Raw genomic sequence first — 18355 nt, forward strand, 5'->3', positions numbered from 1 at the left:
TTCCTCACTCGTAGCGGAGGGCGTCGATCGGACGCAGCCGGGCGGCGCGGGCCGCGGGAAGCCCGCCGAAGAAGAGCCCGATCAGCACGGACACGCCCAGGGCGAGCGCGACCGAACTGGGCACGATCACCGGCTGCACGCCGACGATCGGGAAACGGCTGCCGAGCACGGCGGCCGCGACGCCCAGACCTCCACCGATAACACTGAGCAGGGTGGCCTCGATGAGGAACTGGGTGAGGATCACCCGGCGGGGCGCGCCCAGGGCCTTGCGGATGCCGATCTCCCGGGTCCGTTCGGTGACCGTCACCAGCATGATGTTGGTGATGCCGATCCCGCCGACGAGCAGGCTGATCGCGGCCACCGCCCCGAGCACCGTGGTGAAGGCGCCGGCGCTCTCGGTCTGCGTCTCCAGCAGCTGGGCGGCGTTCTGGACGCGGTAGGCGCCGGGCTCCAGCCGCCGGTCGAGGATCGTGCTGATCTCGGACTGGACGGCGCCGACCGTCGACGGGCCGGCGGTCTCGACCAGGATCGAGCTGAGCGGGCCGTACCCGGCGAGCACCTGCCGGACCGCGCTGATCGGCGCGACCGCGATGTCGTTCGAGCCCTGGGCGCCGGACGAGCTCTTCTCCCGCAGCACCCCGGTCACGGTGAACAGGGCCCCGCCGGCGGTGACCTGCCGGCCGACCGGGTCGGCGCCGGAGAACAGCTCCTCGGCGACGGTCTGCCCGATCACCACCACCCGGCGGGCCTGGGCCTCGTCGTCGGCGGTGAAGGCCGCGCCGCTCTCAACCGGGAAGTTCGACGCGGCGAACCAGCTCGGGGTGGTCCCGACGAACGAGGCGATCCGGTGCTCGGCGCCCTCGTGGGTGAGGGTCGCCGGGGTGCTGACCACGGGCGAGACCGAGCGGACGCCGGGGGCGACGGCCGGGTCGTCGAGGGCTTCGGCGACCTTCATGGTGAGGCCGCCGGCCCCGTGGCGGGTGCTCATCACGGTCAGGGTGTCGGCGCCCAGCGCCTCGATGCGGGCGGCGACCGTCCGGGCCGAGCCGTTGCCGACCGCGACGAGCAGGGTCACCGCGGCGACACCGATCAGGATGCCCAGCATGGTCAGGGTCGAGCGCAGCTTGTTCGCGCCGATCCCCCGCAGGGCGAACCGGGCGATCTCGGTGAGGTTCACTTCAGCGCTCCGGAGGCCGCGTGCCGGCCGGCCGGCTCCTGCCGGGAGTCGCTGATGACCCGGCCGTCGAAGAGTTTGACCAGCCGGTCGGCGCGGGCGCCCACCTCGTCCTCATGCGTGATGATCACGATGGTGTGGCCGGCCGCGTTGAGGTCGTCGAACACGGAGAGCACCTCCTCTCCCGCGTGGCTGTCCAGGTTGCCGGTCGGCTCGTCGGCCAGCAGCACCGCCGGCTCGGTGACCAGTGCGCGTGCCACCGCGACCCGCTGCTGCTGGCCACCGGAGAGCTGGTCCGGCTCGTGCTCGGCGCGGTCGGCGAGCCCGACCAGGTCGAGGGAGAACATGGCCCGGCGGCGGCGTTCGGCGGCCTTCATCCCGGAGTACGCCAGCGGCAGTTCCACGTTCGCGACGGCGCTGGTCCGCGGGATCAGGTTGAACGCCTGGAAGACGAACCCGATCAGACGGTTCCGGGCCAGGGTCAGTTGTTCGTCGCTGAGCGAGCCGACGTCCACGCCATCCAGCAGGTACGTCCCGGTGGTCGGCAGGTCGAGGCAGCCCAGGATGTTCATCAGGGTGGACTTGCCGGAACCGGACGGGCCCATCACGGCCAGGTACTCGCCCCTGGCCACCTCCAGGGACACGCCGTCGAGGGCGCGAACCCCGGTGTCGCCGTGCCCGTACACCTTGGTGACGTCCCGGACGTCGAGGACCGTCCTCATGATCAGCGCCCGCCTGTCCCGCCGGACGCCGCGCCGGGTGGCACACCGCTCCCGTCACGCGTGTCCGTCGTGGCGGTGCTCGTGGTCGGCACCACCACCCGCTCGCCGGAGGTCAGGCCGGAGGTGATCTGGTACGCGTCCTCGCCCTCGAGGCCGACCTGCACCTGGCGGGTCTCCTGGCGGCCGGCGCTGTCCAGGACGGTCACCGACCTGCGGTTGCCGGTGGCGACGACGGCGGCCGAGTTCACCATGACCGCGTTCTCCACGCTGCCGGTGACCACCGAGACGGTGACGGTCTGGCCCGGCTTGGCGCCCTCGGGCGGGTTCGGCAGGCTGACCGTCACGCCGTAGGTCACCACGTCGCCCTCGCCGGTGGCGGTCGGGTCGACGGCCACCACCTCGCCGGTGGTCTCGGCGTTCTGCAGCGCGTTCCAGACGATCGTGGCGCTCTGGCCGGCCTTCAGCTCGGTCGCGTCCGACTCGGAGAACGCCGCCGTGATCTGCAGCTTCGTGAGATCGGCGAGGTCGACGAAACCGGCGGCCTTGTCCCGGCCGGTGACGCTGGACGAACCGCCGAGCGTTCCGTTGACCGCCACCACGGTCGCGGCCATCGGGGCGGTCAGCCGGGTGCCTGCGACCGCCGCCTCCGCCTCGTCGACCGCCAGTTCGGCCTCGGTCACCGCGTGGGAGGCGATGCCGGTGTCGGTCCCGGCGTTCTCGGCCCGGGCCAGGGCCTCCTTGGCGGCCGTCAGGTTCGCGCCCGCCAGCGCCAGGTCGCGTTTGGCGTCGGCGTCGTCGACCCGGGCCAGCAGGGCGCCCGCGGCGACCTCCTGGCCGACCTTCACCCCGATCTCGGTGACCGTGCCGGAGGTGCCGAACGTGGCGGTGGCGGTGGCGGCGCTGACCACGGCGCCGTCGGCGGAGACGGTCCGGGTGACGGTGCCCTGGGTGGCGGTGACCGTGCGGATCCCGGACGCGCTCGCGCCACTGGACTCCGAGGGGTCGCGCAGCAGGGTCCAACCCCAGAGACCGGCGCCGACGATCAGCAGGGCCAGCAGGGCGTTCACCGCCGTGCTGGGACGACGAAACGCTTTCACACCGTCATCATGGCCTTCCGGCCCGTTCGTGGTCCGGTGTTCGCCGGTATTCCCCCTCCTACCAGGAACGTACGACCTGGTCGCCCTGGGCCAGTCCGTCGGTTATCTCGGTGTATTGGTCCCCGCGGAGCCCGACGGCCACGGTGCGCTCGACCGACTGGTTTCCGTCGCGCACCAGCACGGTGCCCGCCCCGCCGGCGATGTCGTGCACCGCCGTCGACGGCACCCGGACCACGTCCGTCACCTCGCCGGTGCGCACCTTGACCTGCGCGCGCTGGCCGGCGAGCAGGTCGGCCGGGGAGTCGGCGAAGGCCACCACCACGCCGAAGCGGACCAGCGTCCCGTCCGAGGTGCCAGCCGGGTCGACCTGGAGCACCTGGGCGTCGTACACGCTGTCGGAGCCGGCCAGGGTGACCGTGGCGGTCTGCCCGGCGGTGAGCGAGCCCGCGTCCGCCTCCGGGAAGTCGGCCCGCACCTGCATCGTGTGGGTGTCGGCCAGACTGATGAACGCCGACCCGCCCTCGACCTGGTCGCCGACCTCGCCCTCGACGGCGACGACGGTCCCGGCGATCGGGGCGGTGAGGGTGGTGCCGCCGAGGGCCTTCTCCGCCTTCTCGACCGCGCGGGCAGCCCGGTAGACCTCCTGCTCCGCGGTCAACACCCGGTCGGCGCCGGTGTCGGGAAAGCCCATGGTCGGACACGCGCTCGCCGCCGCCACCACCACCTGGGCACAGGTCGTGGCGCTCGCGGTGGTGCGGGCCGCGACCGTCCTCGCCTCGCCGAGTCGCGCCTGGGCCTCGGCGAGGCCCGCCTCGGCGTCCCGGACGTCGTCGGTGGCCTCGGCGTCGTCGAGGACCGCGAGGGTCTGGCCCTTGGTCACCCGGTTGCCGGCGCGGACCCCCACCGACTCCACGGTGCCCGCCACGGTGAAGGAGAGGGCGCGAGTGATGGCCGGTTCCACGGTGCCGACGGTGGCCACGTCGAGGGTCACCGCGCCCCGGTCGGCGATCGCGACGACGAGGGCGGCCGGGGTGTCCCCACCGCCCCGGTTCAGGGCGGCCAGCGCGCCCCCGGTCACGGCTCCGATCGCGACGATCGCGGCGCCGATCAGCCGAATACGACGCTTGCTTCGTTTTTCGCCCGATTTTTCGCTCACGATCCTAGATTGTGGCTGTTCGGCTGGCCCCGTCCGTACCAAATGATCAAGAAGCGCGGGTGAGCTGGCGGGAGATCGTCTCCATCGTCTCGCCCACCTCGCGGGCGCGTTCGTGCAGGTCACGAAGCACCTCAGGGGAGGCTTCGGGCGCATGGCGGGCGCGGTCCTCGAGGTCGGCGCAGCGGGCGGCGAAACGGTTCGCGCCGAGGGTGGCCGAGGAGGCTTTCAGGCTGTGGGCGAGACGCGCCAGGTTGCGGGTGTCGCCGCTCGCGGCGGCGGAGTCCATCCGGTCCAGCAGGCCCGGCAGGCGGTCGGCGAAGTTGTGCAGGATCTCGGCGAGACGGCGGCGGTCCGCGGCCTCGGCGTCCGGTCCGGCCATCACGTCGACGCAGGCCCGGATGGTGGCGGACTCGCCGTCACCGGGCCCGGGCAGCGGCCCGAGTCCGGCCAGGCGCACGTCGGCGTACGCGGCGGCGGCCAGCACCCTCTCCAGTTCTCCGGCGTCGACCGGTCCGGTCAGGATCCCGTCCACGCCCGCTCTGACGAAATCCTCATGGTCCTCAGGTCCCGGGCACACCGCGACGATGCGCGGCGCCCCGTGCCGCGGCGGCTCGGCGTGGATCAGTCCCGTCGCGCTCGGGCCGTCCAGAACCGGCAGGCCGGAGCCCATCAGCACCAGGTCGTACCGGTCTCGCTGCACCGCCTCCACGGCCGCCTCCCCGTCGGTGACCGTCACCACCCGGTGGCCGCGGCGCTCCAGCAGACGCCGGGTCAGCCGCCGGCCGACCAGGTCGGCCTCGGCGATCAGCACCAACAGCGACTTCTCCCGGCCGGCCGGCGCCGAGCGGCCGGGCCGCTCCGGCTGCCGCGCCGTCTCCAGCCGCAGCGCCACGGTGACCGTGGTGCCCTTCCCGGGACGGCAGTCGGTGGTGATGGCTCCGCCCATCGACGCGGCCAGCCGCCACGCCAGCAGCGCACCCGAGTCGGGTCGCCGTTCGGAGGCCACTCCCAGGCCGGTGTCGCGGACCGCGAAACGAACCAGGAGACGGTCGCCGTCCTCCTGCGCCGACACGGTGACCGTGACGGCGCCGTGCTCGGTGTTCGCCACCGCCTGCCGCAGCACCGCGGTCAGGATCCGCCGCACCCGCTGCTCGTCGCCGCGGGCACGTTCCGGGCAGCCCGCCGCCAGGTGCCCGGCCAGGTGCAGCCCGTTGGCCTCGGCCTGCGCCGTCACCGGCTCCATGGCCCGCCGCATGCAGCCGCGCAGCGCGAACGGCCGCCGCTCCAGTCGCAGCTCACCAGTCTCGATCAAGGCCAGTTCCAGCAGGTCGTCGACGACCGCGAGCAGTGCGGTCCCACTGGCGTGGACGGTCTCGGTCAGCTCCCGCTGCCGCTCGTCGAGGTCCGTCTCCAGGAGCATTCCGGTCATCGCGGTGACCGCGGTCATCGGCGTGCGGATCTCGTGGCTCATCGCGTTCAGGAACGCCGATCCGGCCGCGGTGACCGTCTTCGCCTCGTCCCGTGCCCGCGCGTGCGCGGCCGCCGAGGCGTTGCACACCGCGGCCAGTTCGGCCAGCTCACGCGGCGACCGCACCGTCACGGGCAGCGCCGGTTCCCCGCGCCGGGCCCGGCCGGCCGCCGCCGTGATCTCTGCCGCCGCCCGGGTGAACCGCCGCACCAGCATCTGGCCGCCGATCAGCACCAGCAGCCCGCACAGCACCGCCACCCAGCTGATCATCCAGCGGCTGTTGCGGGCGACGGCCGAGGCCTCGCCGATCCGCCGGTCCAGCCGGATCTGCTCGTGGCGGCGCATCTCGTCGACGGCGGCCCGCAGCCCGGCGACGTCACCGGCCGGGTCGATCCGTCGCAGGAGTTCATGGTGCACCGGGTCCGGGCCGGCCAGGGCGGCGAGTTCGGCCACCCGCGGCCGCACCACGTCGGCGGCCGCCGGGCCGCCGGATCCCCGCGCGTCGACAGCCGTCCGCAGCTCACCGATGCGCTCCAGCAGCACGCTCGACTGCCGCACCGCGTCCTGCGCCCGCAGACTCTCGCCGTTGCGCAGCAGCCCGGTGACCGCCACCGCCGTGACGGCGGCCAGCGTCAGCAGCATCCCGGCCCGCAGCAGACGCCCGGTGCTCCACCCGTTCCGGTCCCCCATCCGCGGCACGGCAATTACTCTATGGAGTGATCAAGGGCGTTGTGATCGCTTCGGTGATCGTGGTCGCGCCGGTCGGAGGAGTGATGATGGCTTCGGTTCTCGTGGTCGACGACGATCCGACCCTGCTGCGCATCATCGAGACGGTGCTGCGCTCCGCCGGGCTCGACGTCTCGGCCCGCGACACCGGTCAGGCCGCCCTTCGCGCGGCCCACGCCCGCCGCCCCGACTGCGCCGTCCTGGACGCCTCCCTCGACGCGCTCGGCCACGACATGACCGCCCCCGCCGTCTGCCACGCCCTGCGCACCGCCGGCGACACCGCCGACGTCCCCATCCTGCTGCTCACCGAGCGTGGCCGCTGGCTGGAGGTGGCCGCCGCCTTCGACGCCGGCGCCGACGACTACCTGCCGAAACCCTTCAGCGCCCAGGACCTCCTGCACCGCGTGGAGGCATTGACCCTCTGAAACCCCCTTCGCGTACGGCCACCCCGCTCCGCCGATTCAGGGCCGCACCGTTCCCCACCACCGGCCCGGTCGCCCATGGCGTCTACAGTCCACGGATGTCGATCACTGACGGGGAGCTGGCAATCGCGGCGGCTCAGGCCGGTGCTGCGGTCGTCCGCGGGCATTACGGGTCATCGCTGGAACGCTATGCCAAGGGGGCGGGCGACTTCGCCACGATCGCGGACGTCGAGGCCGAGAAGGCGATCCTCGGCGTGTTGCGGGCCGCGCGCCCGGACGACGTCGTGCTCGGTGAGGAGAGCGGGCGCACCGGCGCGGAGGGCGGCGAGCGCCTGTGGCTGGTGGATCCGCTGTGCGGAACGCTGAACTACGCCGTACGCAACATGCTCGTCTCGGTCAACGTCGCCCTGCGCACCGGCGCCGGGGTGAGCGTCGCGGCGTCCGCGGACCCGTTCAACGACGAGGTGTTCTGGACCGGCGGCGACGGCGCGTACGTCCGTCGCGGCGGCGCCGACCAGCCGCTCGTCCCGTCGGCCGAGTCGAACCTGGTCGACCTCAACCTCGATCCGCCGTTTCCGAACCGGGCGGATTTCCTCGCCGCCCGGATGCTCGCCGACGACGGTTTCATCGGGCGGTTCCGGCCGCGGGTGGTCTCCACGACGCTGGCCGTGGCCTGGGTCGCCGCCGGCCGCCGGGCCGGTTACGTCACCGACGGCCACCTGCGCGACAGCGTCCACTTCGCGGCCGGGATCGCCCTCTGCCAGGCGGCCGGCTGCGTGGTGACCGACCTCGACGGCCGGCCACCGCACACCGGCCGCGGCGGTCTCGTGGTGGCGGCCGACGAGCCGGCGCACACCGCCCTGCTGGCGCTCGTCGCGAGTCAGCAGGGCGGCGGCGCCTGAGCCGTCAGACTCCGGCTTTGCGCCAGCGCTGGGCGGCGGAGCCGTCGCAGTCGCGGATCTGCGGCAGCACGTTGTCGGCGACGTTGCCGCCGGGGATGTCGACGCATCGGCCCGACTTCGGGTTGAGCAGGCTGCCAGCGCTGGTGAACTGGAACCGCTGAGCGGCGCCGCCGTTGCAGGTCCACAGTTGCACCACGGCGCCGTTGGCGGTGGCGCCGCCCTTGACGTCGAGGCACAGGTTGTTCTTGGTGAGGACGCGTTCGTCGGAGTGGATCCACTGCTGGGCGGACGTGCCGTTGCAGGGGTACATCTGCGGGCGGGCGCCGCTGGCGAAGGTGGCCGACGGCACGTCGAGGCACTTGCCGTTGAGGGCGCTGATCAGCGACACCGTGTAGGTGGCGGTGTCCCAGACGGCGGTGTTGTCGCTGTCGCGGTAGAGGACGAGGTTGCCGTCGTTCTGCAGGCGCAGCGTGGAGGCGCCCTTGCCGGCGGTGCCGGAGGCCCAAATCGCCGGGTTCGCGAACGTGTCGCCCGGCTTGACCGTGTGGTCTCTGGTGTGGTCGTAGAGGACCAGGTCGCCGTCGTCCTGACCGGTCAGGCGGTAGGCCTTCTGCCCGCCCCGGGCCCACAGGACCCGGTTGCCGGCGGCGGTGACCTCGTAGAGGACCAGGTTGCCGTCGCCCTGCATCCAGAGCGTGTACCTGCCGTTGCCGGAGCGCAGCGCGGAGCCGCGGAACAGGGAGCGGCCCGAAACCAGCGCCGACGGCCAGGAGTCGCCGCGCAGGGCGGCGCCGACGTCGGAGTACATCGGCTCCTTCGGGTTCCCGGCGGCGTCCCGCAGGCCGAAGTGGCATTCGCCCGGCCGTTCCGCGCAGATCGGGTGAGCCGGGCTCGGCTGCTGGAAGGAGTAGACGAACAGCGGGCCCGCGTAGGGCCGCATCCGCCAGGAGCGCACACCCTCTTCCAGGGCGTCGCGGACGTACCGGGCGGCCAGGGGTTCGCGCGGGCCGAGCATGGAGAAGCCGAACTCGGTGGCCCAGATCTTCTTGTGCCCATCGCCGTTGCGGACCATCACGTCGTGGAGCGCGGCGAGGCCGCCGCAGTCGACGTCACCGTCCGGGCCGAAGCCGGACCAGAACCGGTACCAGACGCCGTTGGCGCAGGACGTCCTGGCGTACGACGGCAGGTGGCCCCCGCCCATGTCCGGGTAGGGGTGGACGGTGACCGCGTCGAAGAAGGCGCCCTTGTTGTTCCGGTACGCGATCTCCAGCCAGTCGGCGGGCTCGTTGTCGTTGCGGATCGGGGTGGCGGTGGCGTCGACGTCCCCGCCCGCGGAGCCGCCGGCCAGCACGAGGCAGGCGGCGCACCGGGCCTTGACCGCCTTGGACGCGATCTCCACCAGGTCCCAGTAGCGTCCGGCCCGCACCGCGGGACTGTTGTCGCCGTGGTTGCCGAACGTGGTGATGTTCGGTTCGTTCCACACCTCGTACGCCTGCACCTTGGGCCCGAAGTGGTCGACCGTGGCGGCCACGATCCTCTCCCACGCCGCGTTGTCGGACGGCAGGTGTTCGGTGCGGCCCGCGGCGTTGGCCCAGGCGGCCGAGTAGTCGAGAATGAGCAGCACCCGGATGCCCTGCTCGTAGGCGGCGTCGACCTGCTCGTCGAGACGGTTCACGGTCCAGTCCATCGGGCCGCCCTCGACCGGCTGGACGTCGTTCCAGAACAGGTCGAGACGCAGGATCGGCTTCTTGGCGCCGAGATAGGCGTCCATCTCCGGGATCCGGCCGACCGCCCCGGCCCGGTCTCCGCCGTCGATGAGTCCGACATCGTCGGCGGTGAACACATACGGGTTCGATATCGGCACCGGTTCGGCCGCGGCGGCTGCCACCGGCAGCGCGGCGGCCACCAGCGAGGCGACCGCCGCGGCGCTCAGCAATCTCTTCAACACCTGTAGATGTATAGATCAGTTCGGGCGGAGATGTCGCCCTATCCGTCGGTGAGGAGAAGAACGTGCAGGTGACGAGGGCCGTGCACGCCCTCGACCCGGTTGAGTTCGATGTCGCTGGTCGCGGACGGGCCGCTGATCCACGTCAGTGGACGCCGCCCGTCGAGGCGGGCGATCGCGTCCGGGACCGACGCGACCACCTGGTCGGGGCGCAGCACGATGACGTGCACGTCCGGGAGCAGGGAGATGACGCGCCGGCCCTGGTCGGGTGAGGCGTCCAGGACGATGGTGCCGGTCTCGGCGACCGCGACGGCGGCGGCGGTGAGGACGGCGTCGGCGGCGGCGATCCGGTCCGGCGCGAGGCCGTCGTCGGCGAAGGCGCCCTCCGGACGCCACATCTCGGGCAGACCAGGGGGTACGAGCACCGCGCCCCCCTCTGCGACGAGCCCGGCGACGGTCGCCGCCACCTCGGCCGAGGCCACCCGGTGGACCTCGGCCTTGTAGTCGACCAGCCGGTCGACCAGCACGTCCAGGTCGGGCGGGGCGGCTCCGGCGGGCCGGTAGTCGCGGGGCGCCTCGGCGACCACGGGGGCGTCCCGCAACGCGGCCCGCACCCGGTCCAGGATCAGTTCGCGGGAACTCATCACGTCTCCTCAGCTCGCTCGGGGTGCGAAGCGGGCTCGGGGTGCGAAGCGGGCTCGGGGTGCGAAGCGCGCTCGGCCCACCAGTCGCGGAAGGTCTGCTTCGGGAACTCGGGCAGGTCACGGCCGGCGGTCCAGCCGGACAGCGGCGGAGGCAGGCCGCGCCCACGGCGGCCGGCGATGCGGGCCAGCTTGGCGGCCCGCTGCGCGGACGCGTACAGCTTCGGGCGGTCCATCGTGTAGGCCGCGGCGGCCATCGCGGCCCGCTCGGCGGCCGGGTGCCGCACCCGGTTGCGCAGATGCACCAGCAGCGACGGAATGTCGATCTTCACGGGGCAGGCGTCGAAGCAGGCCCCGCACAGCGACGACGCGTAGGGCAGTGAGGCGTTGTCGGCGACCCCGGTGAGCTGCGGGGACAGCACCGCCCCGATCGGGCCCGGATAGACCGACCCGTAGGAGTGCCCCCCGGTGCGCTCATAGACCGGGCAGACGTTGAGGCAGGCCGAGCACCGGATGCAGTGCAGCGCCTGCCGCCCGGCCGGGTCCGACAGGACGGCGGTGCGCCCGTTGTCGAGCAGCACGAGGTGGAACTTCTGCGGCCCGTCGCCGGGCGTGACCCCGGTCCACATCGTCGTGTACGGGTTCATCCGCTCACCGGTCGACGACCGCGGCAGAAGCTGCAGGAAGACTTCCAGGTCACGCCAGGTGGGCAGCACCTTCTCGATGCCCATCACGGTGATCAGGGTGTCCGGCAGGGTGAGGCACATCCGGCCGTTGCCCTCGGACTCGACCACCCCGAGCGTGCCGGTGTCGGCGATCGCGAAGTTGGCCCCGCTGACCGCGACCGTCGTCGACAGGAACGTCTCGCGCAGGTACCGCCGGGCGGCCGCCGCCAGTACCGGCGGGTCGTCGGTCAGCGCCGGATCGACGCCGGGCATGGCGCGCAGGAAGATGTCCCGGATCTCGGAGCGGTTCCGGTGGATGGCGGGGACCAGGATGTGGCTGGGTTTGTCGTGGCCGAGCTGCACGATCAGCTCGGCGAGGTCGGTCTCGACGGGGGTGATCCCGGCTGCTTCGAGAGCCTCGTTGAGGCCGATCTCCTGGGTGGCCATCGACTTGACCTTGATGACCCGGTCCGAGCCGGTCTGCCGGACGAGGCCGGTGACGATGGCGTTGGCCTCGTTGGCGTCGGCGGCCCAGTGCACCACGCCACCGGCCTCGGTGACCCGGGCCTCCAGTTGTTCCAGCAGCTCCGGGAGCTGGGCCAGCACGCCTGCTTTGATCGCCGACCCGGCGTCACGCAGGCTCTGCCAGTCCGGCAGCTCCGCGATGACCTTTCCGGACTTGCCGCGAATCGTCGTCGTCGCGTGTCGCAGGTTGCGCCGTAGCTGATCGTTCTTCAGCGCGTCCCGGGCCGCCTCCGGGAACGTCCGGTCGCCGCGCAGATGCCCCACCCCGCGCGGCGCCGTGGTGGGCATGCCCAGGAAAGTGCTCATGACGACTCCGTCGAAGCCAGGATTTCGGCCAGGTGGACCGTCCGCACACCGGCGCGCAGGCGGGACAGGCCACCGCCGATGTGCATCAGGCAGGAGGTGTCGCCCGCGGTGCACACGTCAGCGCCGGTGGAGACGATGTCGGTGATCTTGTCGGCGAGCATCGCCGTCGAGGTCTCCGGGTTCTTCAGCGCGAACGTCCCGCCGAACCCGCAGCACTGCTCGGCCGCCGGCAGCTCCACGAGATCGATCCCCCGCACCTGCCGCAGCAGCCGCAGCGGCTTGTCGCCGACCCGTGTCATCCGCAGGCTGTGACAGGTCGGGTGGTAGGTGACCCGATGCGGGTAGTACGCCCCCACGTCCTCGACCTTCAGCACGTCGATGAGCAGTTCGGACAGTTCGTAGGTGCGTGCGGCCACGTCGGCGGCGCGGGACGCGAGGCCGGCGTCGCCGTAGGCCGAGGCGACCATGGCGTGCTGGTGCCGGATCGACCCGGCGCAGGATCCCGACGGCACCACGGTCACGTCGTATCGGTCGAACGTGGACGCGTACCGCCTGACCAGCGGTAACGCCTCCTTCTGGTAGCCGGTGTTGATGTGCATCTGCCCGCAGCACGTCTGCTGGTTCGGGAACACGACCTCGTGGCCGAGCCGCTCCAGCAGCCGCACGGTGGCCTTGGCCGCCTCCGGGAACAGAGTGTCGGCCAGGCAGGTGGCGAAGAACGCGATCCGCACGGTCACCTCCCCACGCGTGCGGCGGCCGCGGCCCAAGCTTCGTCGGAGACGCCGGGCTCGTAGCGCACGATCCGTTGAGTCTCGCGCACCAGCGCCCGCAGCGCACCCAGGCCGCCGTCCACCACGCCCACGGCGCGGGCCTGCACGAGCAGATTGCCGATCGCGGTGGCCTCGACCGGGCCGGCCAGCACCGGCAGCCCGCAGGCGTCGGCGGTCAACTGGCAGAGCAACTCGTTGCGCGCTCCCCCGCCGACCAGGTGCACGACGCTCACCGTACGCCCGGCGAGTTCCCGGGCCTGGCGCACCGCACGCCGTTGAGCGAGCGCCAGGCTGTCCAGGATGCAGCGCACGAGCGTCGCCCGGCCCGCGTCGGCGGGCAGGCCGGCCAGCTTGCGCAGCCGCCCCTCCATGCTCGTCGAGCCGGCTCCGGTGCCGGGCGGCATGAACACAGGGTCGTCCAGATCGACCACGAACGCCAGACCGGGCTCAGACGCCGCAGCTTCGAGCAATTGCGGCAGGTCGGGCGAACCCCATTCGCGCAGGCACTCCTGAAGCGGCCACAGCCCCATGACGTTGCGCAGGTAGCGGATCGTCGAATCGACGCCGCCCTCGTTGGTGAAGTTCGCCGCCCGCGACGCGGCGCTCAGCACCGGCCGGTCCAGTTCCAGGCCGACCAGCGACCAGGTGCCGCAGGAGATGTACGCGAAATCGCGTCCCGTCGCCGGAACGGCCACCACGGCGCTGGCCGTGTCATGCGACCCGACCGCGATCACCGGCGTCCCCCGGTAGGTCCCGATCACCGACCCCGGATGCCGCACCGGAGGCAGCAGGTCACCGCGCAGACCCAGTTCGTCGATCAAGGACGACGACCATTCCCGGGTACGGACGTCGAGCAGCCCCGTGGTCGACGCGTTGGTGTACTCCGCGCCGATCTCCCCGGTCAGCCAGTAGGCCAGCAGATCGGGGATCATCAGGAGGCGGGCGGCCACCTCGTACTGCGGCGTCTCCCGTGCCGCCAGCAGCTGGTACACCGTGTTGAACGGCAGCGTCTGCAGCCCGCAGACCTCGTAGAGATCCTTGACCCGGCCGGCGATCCCGTCGGTGCGCGCGTCCCGGTAGTGCACCGGGTTCCCGAGCAGCGCCCCGCTGGAGTCGATCAGCCCGTAGTCGACCGCCCACGAGTCGATGCCGATGCTCCGCACCGGCCCGGCCTTGCGCAGCCCCTCGACCACGCCGCGGTAGAGCGACAGGATGTCCCAGTGCAGGGTGCCCTCGCTGTTCCGGGTCACTCCCACGCGCACCGGCTCGTTCGGGAACCGGTGCACCACGTCGAGGGTCAGCTCTCCCCCGCCGAGCCGGCCGGTCACGACGCGCCCGCTGGACGCCCCGAGATCGACGGCCGCGAAAACGCCGGTCATCGGAGGAACGCCGCGGCCACGCCCGCGTCGACGGGAACGTGCAGGCCGGTGGTGTGGGTCAGGTCACCACCGGTGACGGCGAAGACCGCGTTGGCGATGTGCTCCGGCAGCACCTCACGCTTGAGCAGCGTGCGCTGGGCGTAGAACTCGCCGAGCTTCTCCTCCGGCACCCCGTAGACGGCGGCCCGGTCGGCGCCCCAGCCGCCCGCGAAGATCCCGGAGCCGCGGACCACGCCGTCGGGGTTGATGCCGTTGACCCGGATGCCGTGCGGGCCGAGCTCGGCCGCCAGCAGGCGGACCTGGTGCGCCTGGTCGGCCTTGGCCGCGCCGTACGCCACGTTGTTGGGCCCGGCGAAGATCGAGTTCTTGCTGGAGATGTAGATGATGTCGCCGCCCATGCCCTGCGCGATCAGCACCCGGGCGGTCTCGCGGGACACCAGGAAGGAGCCCTTGGCCATCACGTCGTGCTGCAGGTCCCAGTCGCGGGCGGTGGTGTCCAGCAGCGACTTCGACAAGGACAGGCCGGCGTTGTTGACGACCAGGTCGACACCCCCGAACGCCAGCACCGTCTCGCGGACGGCGGCGGCCACCGCGTCCTCATCGGTGACGTCGAGCGCGACGGCGACGGCCACGTCGGTCCCACCGATCTCGGCCGCGACCGCGGCGGCGGCCCCGGTGTCGCGGTCGCTGACCACGACGCAGGCGCCCTCGGCGGCCAGGCGCAGCGCGATCGCCCGGCCGATGCCGGAGCCGGCGCCGGTCACCAGCGCGACCCTGGCCGCCAGGGCCTTCGGCTTCGGCATCCGCTGGAGCTTGGCCTCTTCCAGCGCCCAGTACTCGATCCGGAACTTCTCGGACTCGTCGATCGGGGCGTAACGGGAGATCGCCTCGGCGCCGCGCATCACGTTGATCGCGTTGACGTAGAACTCGCCGGCCACCCGGGCGGTCTGCTTGTTCGTCCCGAAGGAGAACATGCCCACGCCGGGGACCAGCACGATCGCCGGGTCGGCGCCACGGATCGCCGGGCTGTCCGCTGTCGCGTGCCGCTCGTAGTAGCCGCGGTAGTCCGCCCGGTACGCCTCGTGCAGCTCCGTCAGCCGGGCCACCACGTCGTCGAGCGGCGCGTCCGGGGCGGTGTCGACGACCAGCGGCTTGACCTTGGTGCGCAGGAAGTGGTCGGGACAGGAGGTGCCCAGGGCGGCCAGCTCGGCCAGGCGCTCACTCGCCACGAACTCCAGCACCACGTCGCTGTCGGTGTAGTGCCCGACCTGGGGGCGGTCGGTGGAGGCGAGGCCCCGGATCACCGGGAAGAGGGCGGCGGCGCGCTCACGGCGTACCCCCGGCTCCAGGGCCCGGTGGATCGTCGCGCCGAAAGGCGCGCCGCGGCCGTGCTCCGCGATGTAGCTCGCGGCGGTGTTGATGATCTCCTGGGAGTTGGCCTCGCACTCGTCACTGGTCGCGCCCCACGCGGTGATCCCGTGACCGCCCAGGATGACGCCGATGGCCTGCGGGTTCGCCCGGTGCGCGGCGGCGATGTCGAGGCCGAGCTGGAAGCCCGGGCGGCGCCAGTCGACCCAGAGGACCCGGTCGCCGAAGATCTCCTTGGTCAGGGCCGGGCCGTCGGCGGCGGTGGCGATCGCGATGCCGGCGTCCGGGTGCAGGTGGTCGACGTGCGGGGCGTCGACGAGGCCGTGCATCGCGGTGTCGATGCTGGGCGCCGCCCCGCCGCGGCCGTGCAGGCAGTAGTCGAAGGCGGCGACCATCTCGTCCTCGCGCTCGACGCCCGGGTAGACGCCCGTCAGCGCGCGCAGCCGGTCGAGGCGCAGCACGGCCAGACCCTTCTCCGTCAGCGTGCCGAGGTCGCCGCCGGAGCCCTTAACCCACACCAGCTCCACCGCGTCACCGGTGACCGGGTCGGTGTCGGCGCCCTTGGCCGAGGTGTTGCCGCCGGCGTAGTTGGTGGTCCGCGGATCCGCGCCGAGGCGGTTCGAGCGGGCGATGAGCTCGGAGACTACGGGGTTGGTCATGGGGGTCCGCTTCTCTTCGGCGTCGTGTTCTTCTGTGGTCGCGTCCATCCGCGGTCGTTTCTCTCGCGGTGTTCCGCTCGCGGTGCCGTTTCATCAGCAGGGTCGTGAAACGTTTCAGAGACACCGGTAGATTACGCACGCCCGCTCGCCCGGGTCAAGGCCCCGCCCCGGCCGGCTGCCCACACCCGAGCGGCCACCTTCCTTCACGCCAGCACGGACGTAGGTCACGCCCAGCACGGACGTCACGTCACGGCCGACATGGACGTCACGTCACGGCCGACACGGACGTCACGTCACGGCCGACACGGACGTCACGTCACGGCCGACACGACGTCACGTCACGGCCGACACGGACGTCACGAGAGACTGGAAGCGCTGTTTCAACGCCCTTGAGGCAGCTCTCCCGGAATCTTGGGAGTTGGTGTCTACGCGCAACGGCACTCACCGCGTTGAATAGGGCGTGACGTTCGAGGAGTACGCCTACGCGCGGGGACCGGCGCTGGTCCGGCTGGCACGTCTGCTGACCGGCGACGAGCATCGCGCCGAGGATCTGGTGCAGGACGTGCTGGCCCGCGCCTACGCCCGCTGGCGGCGCATCGCTCGGACCGAGCAACCCGACCAGTACGTCCGCCGAATGCTGGTGAACGCCCATCACTCCTGGTGGCGCCGGCGCAGTAGTCACGAGATAGCGGTGCCGGTGTTCCCCGACCGGGCCGGTGGCGCCGACGAGGCGACCGCGCTCGCCGAGCGCGACGCGATGTGGCGCCTCGTCGCATCCCTCCCGCTCCGGCAGCGGACGGTGATCGTGCTGCGCTACTACGAGGATCTCGGCGACACGGCGATCGCGGAGCTCATGGGATGTTCGGCGGGGACGGTCCGCACCCACGCCATGCGCGCCCTGGCCTCGTTACGTTCCGCTCATCCACCGACGCCCGCCGCTACCACCACTCCTGCCACCACTCCTGCCACCACTCCTGCCACCACTCCTGCCACCACTCCTACCGCCGCCACTTCTCCTACTGCCGCCGCCCCTCTTGCCGCTGCCTCTCCTTCTGGCTCTGCCTCTGCCTCGACGGGAGTGCTCTGATGTCGCATGACCTCGACGAGCGGATCGCTGCCGCGCTCCAGGCCCGCGCCTGTTCCGGCGGCGGGATCGACCCGGAGCCTCTGGTACGGCACGCGCGCCGGCACGGTGGCCGGATCAAGCGGCGGCGCCGGGCACTGGCCGCTTTCGGCACGGCGACGGCGGCCGCCGTCATGGCCGTCACGGTGCTGGTCACGCCGGACCTCGATCTACCCGGCCCGCCGCCCGCGGCCGCGCCGTCGCTGCCGGGCTCGCCCGGCAGCCCGGGAGCGGTCGCCCGGCCGGACCTCGTCGGTGCCGACCCGGGCACCCTGCACTTCACCGCCCGGGACCTGGTGGCCGGAGCCGACCATGTGACCTGGTCGTCCGGTGCGGGCTCCGAAAGCGTCGAGGCACGCGGCGGCAGCACCTCGGCGCTGTTCCAGCTGGCCGGGTCCGAGAAGAGCCTGAACGAGGCCGGAAAGACGCTGGGCTCCAGCGGCAAGCCGGTCACGAAGGTCGAGGTGGCCGTCGGCGGCCAGCCGGGCCGGGCCTGGGTGGACAGCCAGGCCGTGGAGGCCGCGACCGGCGAGTCCGGCAGGTCCGGCGAGTCCAGCGAGTCCGGCGAGTCCGGCGAGTCGGGCAACTGGACGGTCCGATGGCAACCCGCCGAGGGCCTCTGGGCCAGCCTGCAGATCCTCGGAACCGACCAGGCGGGGCTGCTGGCCGCGGCGGGAGGGATCCGGTTCGACAGCGCCCAGCGATGTGTGGTGCCGTTCCGGCTGACGGACCTGCCAGCCGGCATGCGCACCCTGTCGTGCAGCGTGAAACTAGGTGCGCGCGGCTTCGAGGAGGGGTCGCTCCTGGCGGGCGACGCGCAACGGTGGTTCAACGTCCGCGTGGAACGCTCGAGCCCCGAGTGGCGCCCCACCGAAACCGAGGGCGACCTGACCGCCGGACCGTACCAGGTGGAACGCGAAGGGAACCGGGCCCTGAAGATGATCGTCCACTCGTGCTTCGTGGGCTTGATCCGCGACGGCTGGGGTTCGTGGGGCAACGGCGTCACCGAGCCGGAAGCCGTGCGGGTGCTGGCTGGCTACCGCCCGGCCGCCGACCTGGGCGACGTGGCCACCTGGTGACGGCAGCCGGCGGGCGTCGCGTTCACCGCACCTCGCCGATCTCATCCCGGCACCGCAGGCCTCCAGATCTCGCCCCAGCACCACATGCGTCCTGGAACCTGACACCCGTTGTGGGTGTGGGCTACACCCACAACGGGTGTCGACATTCAGCGGGACACCATCGCCGGCCGGGCGAGTCTCTGCCGGAGGCAGCCGATCTTCGCTGAGGGAGCCGAGCATCGGTGGTCG

The 18355-nt window shown here is 72.3% G+C and carries 14 protein-coding genes and 1 pseudogene; 4 read left to right on the plus strand and 11 right to left on the minus strand.

Features of this window, described 5'->3' with window-relative positions:
• Positions 1-4: 4 nt before the first annotated feature.
• Genes QLQ12_RS00590 through QLQ12_RS00610 form a run of 5 tightly spaced genes read right to left on the minus strand, consistent with a single transcriptional unit; the run spans position 5 to position 6307 of the window.
• Entirely contained in the window at positions 5-1177 is a 1173-nt protein-coding gene (locus QLQ12_RS00590; protein ID WP_282756309.1) for an ABC transporter permease, read from the minus strand.
• On the minus strand, positions 1174-1896 hold the full coding sequence (locus QLQ12_RS00595) for an ABC transporter ATP-binding protein (protein WP_282756310.1): 723 nt from the start codon (positions 1894-1896) through the stop codon (positions 1174-1176). The genes QLQ12_RS00590 and QLQ12_RS00595 overlap by 4 nt, the downstream gene beginning before the upstream one ends.
• Positions 1897-1898: 2 nt before the next feature.
• The gene (locus QLQ12_RS00600) at positions 1899-2993 is read right to left on the minus strand and encodes an efflux RND transporter periplasmic adaptor subunit (RefSeq protein WP_282756311.1); all 1095 of its coding nucleotides are present in this window, start codon (positions 2991-2993) and stop codon (positions 1899-1901) included.
• 58 nt (positions 2994-3051) lie between these two features.
• Positions 3052-4149 carry an efflux RND transporter periplasmic adaptor subunit gene (locus QLQ12_RS00605; protein WP_282756312.1) on the minus strand — a complete coding sequence of 366 codons (1098 nt, stop codon included), beginning with the start codon at positions 4147-4149 and terminating at the stop codon, positions 3052-3054.
• A 46-nt stretch (positions 4150-4195) separates the two neighbouring features.
• On the minus strand, positions 4196-6307 hold the full coding sequence (locus QLQ12_RS00610; RefSeq protein ID WP_282756896.1) for a histidine kinase dimerization/phospho-acceptor domain-containing protein: 2112 nt from the start codon (positions 6305-6307) through the stop codon (positions 4196-4198).
• An 86-nt stretch (positions 6308-6393) separates the two neighbouring features.
• Here QLQ12_RS00610 and QLQ12_RS00615 point away from each other — a divergent pair, with 86 nt between their 5' ends.
• Entirely contained in the window at positions 6394-6768 is a 375-nt protein-coding gene (locus tag QLQ12_RS00615) for a response regulator transcription factor (protein ID WP_282756314.1), read from the plus strand.
• 95 nt (positions 6769-6863) lie between these two features.
• Positions 6864-7667, plus strand: a complete 804-nt coding sequence (locus tag QLQ12_RS00620) for an inositol monophosphatase family protein (RefSeq protein ID WP_282756316.1) — start codon at positions 6864-6866, stop codon at positions 7665-7667.
• A gap of 4 nt (positions 7668-7671) precedes the next feature.
• Here QLQ12_RS00620 and QLQ12_RS00625 read toward each other — a convergent pair whose 3' ends face one another.
• Genes QLQ12_RS00625 through QLQ12_RS00650 form a run of 6 tightly spaced genes read right to left on the minus strand, consistent with a single transcriptional unit; the run spans position 7672 to position 15925 of the window.
• A complete protein-coding gene (locus tag QLQ12_RS00625) occupies positions 7672-9615 on the minus strand; it encodes a ricin-type beta-trefoil lectin domain protein (protein WP_282756317.1) in 1944 nt (647 codons plus the stop codon).
• A 38-nt stretch (positions 9616-9653) separates the two neighbouring features.
• The gene (locus QLQ12_RS00630; protein WP_282756319.1) at positions 9654-10256 is read right to left on the minus strand and encodes a LutC/YkgG family protein; all 603 of its coding nucleotides are present in this window, start codon (positions 10254-10256) and stop codon (positions 9654-9656) included.
• Complete coding sequence (locus QLQ12_RS00635; RefSeq protein WP_282756321.1) at positions 10256-11749, minus strand: lactate utilization protein B; 1494 nt, start codon at positions 11747-11749, stop codon at positions 10256-10258. Before QLQ12_RS00635 ends, QLQ12_RS00630 begins: the two co-directional genes overlap by 1 nt.
• Positions 11746-12480 (minus strand): (Fe-S)-binding protein, encoded by a 735-nt coding sequence (locus QLQ12_RS00640; RefSeq protein ID WP_282756323.1) that lies wholly within the window; start codon positions 12478-12480, stop codon positions 11746-11748. The genes QLQ12_RS00635 and QLQ12_RS00640 overlap by 4 nt, the downstream gene beginning before the upstream one ends.
• A gap of 2 nt (positions 12481-12482) precedes the next feature.
• Positions 12483-13898, minus strand: a complete 1416-nt coding sequence (locus QLQ12_RS00645; RefSeq protein WP_282756325.1) for a rhamnulokinase — start codon at positions 13896-13898, stop codon at positions 12483-12485.
• Positions 13895-15925: a bifunctional aldolase/short-chain dehydrogenase gene (locus tag QLQ12_RS00650; protein ID WP_282756327.1), complete on the minus strand. Its 2031-nt coding sequence runs from the start codon at positions 15923-15925 to the stop codon at positions 13895-13897. The genes QLQ12_RS00645 and QLQ12_RS00650 overlap by 4 nt, the downstream gene beginning before the upstream one ends.
• A gap of 460 nt (positions 15926-16385) precedes the next feature.
• On the opposite strand from QLQ12_RS00650, the pseudogene QLQ12_RS00655 reads away from it, so the two are divergent.
• Both QLQ12_RS00655 and QLQ12_RS00660 read left to right on the plus strand, forming a co-directional pair.
• Positions 16386-16868, plus strand: a pseudogene (locus QLQ12_RS00655) (SigE family RNA polymerase sigma factor); the annotation flags it as partial.
• Positions 16869-17011: 143 nt separating this feature from the next.
• A complete protein-coding gene (locus QLQ12_RS00660) occupies positions 17012-18127 on the plus strand; it encodes a hypothetical protein (protein ID WP_282756329.1) in 1116 nt (371 codons plus the stop codon).
• Positions 18128-18355 lie beyond the last annotated feature (228 nt).

It is taken from the genome of Actinoplanes sandaracinus, from assembly GCF_030009775.1.
In the GTDB taxonomy this organism is placed as follows: Bacteria; Actinomycetota; Actinomycetes; order Mycobacteriales; family Micromonosporaceae; genus Actinoplanes; species Actinoplanes sandaracinus.

What these genes read in the sequence shown, in the direction of transcription:
- QLQ12_RS00595 (WP_282756310.1), bottom strand. Translation starts at nt 1,896, where the DNA reads ATGAGGACGGTCCTCGACGTCCGGGACGTCACCAAGGTGTACGGGCAC.
- QLQ12_RS00610 (WP_282756896.1), bottom strand. Translation starts at nt 6,307, where the DNA reads ATGGGGGACCGGAACGGGTGGAGCACCGGGCGTCTGCTGCGGGCCGGG.
- QLQ12_RS00615 (WP_282756314.1), top strand. Translation starts at nt 6,394, where the DNA reads ATGGCTTCGGTTCTCGTGGTCGACGACGATCCGACCCTGCTGCGCATC.
- QLQ12_RS00620 (WP_282756316.1), top strand. Translation starts at nt 6,864, where the DNA reads ATGTCGATCACTGACGGGGAGCTGGCAATCGCGGCGGCTCAGGCCGGT.
- QLQ12_RS00630 (WP_282756319.1), bottom strand. Translation starts at nt 10,256, where the DNA reads ATGAGTTCCCGCGAACTGATCCTGGACCGGGTGCGGGCCGCGTTGCGG.
- QLQ12_RS00635 (WP_282756321.1), bottom strand. Translation starts at nt 11,749, where the DNA reads ATGAGCACTTTCCTGGGCATGCCCACCACGGCGCCGCGCGGGGTGGGG.
- QLQ12_RS00645 (WP_282756325.1), bottom strand. Translation starts at nt 13,898, where the DNA reads ATGACCGGCGTTTTCGCGGCCGTCGATCTCGGGGCGTCCAGCGGGCGC.
- QLQ12_RS00650 (WP_282756327.1), bottom strand. Translation starts at nt 15,925, where the DNA reads ATGACCAACCCCGTAGTCTCCGAGCTCATCGCCCGCTCGAACCGCCTC.
- QLQ12_RS00660 (WP_282756329.1), top strand. Translation starts at nt 17,012, where the DNA reads ATGTCGCATGACCTCGACGAGCGGATCGCTGCCGCGCTCCAGGCCCGC.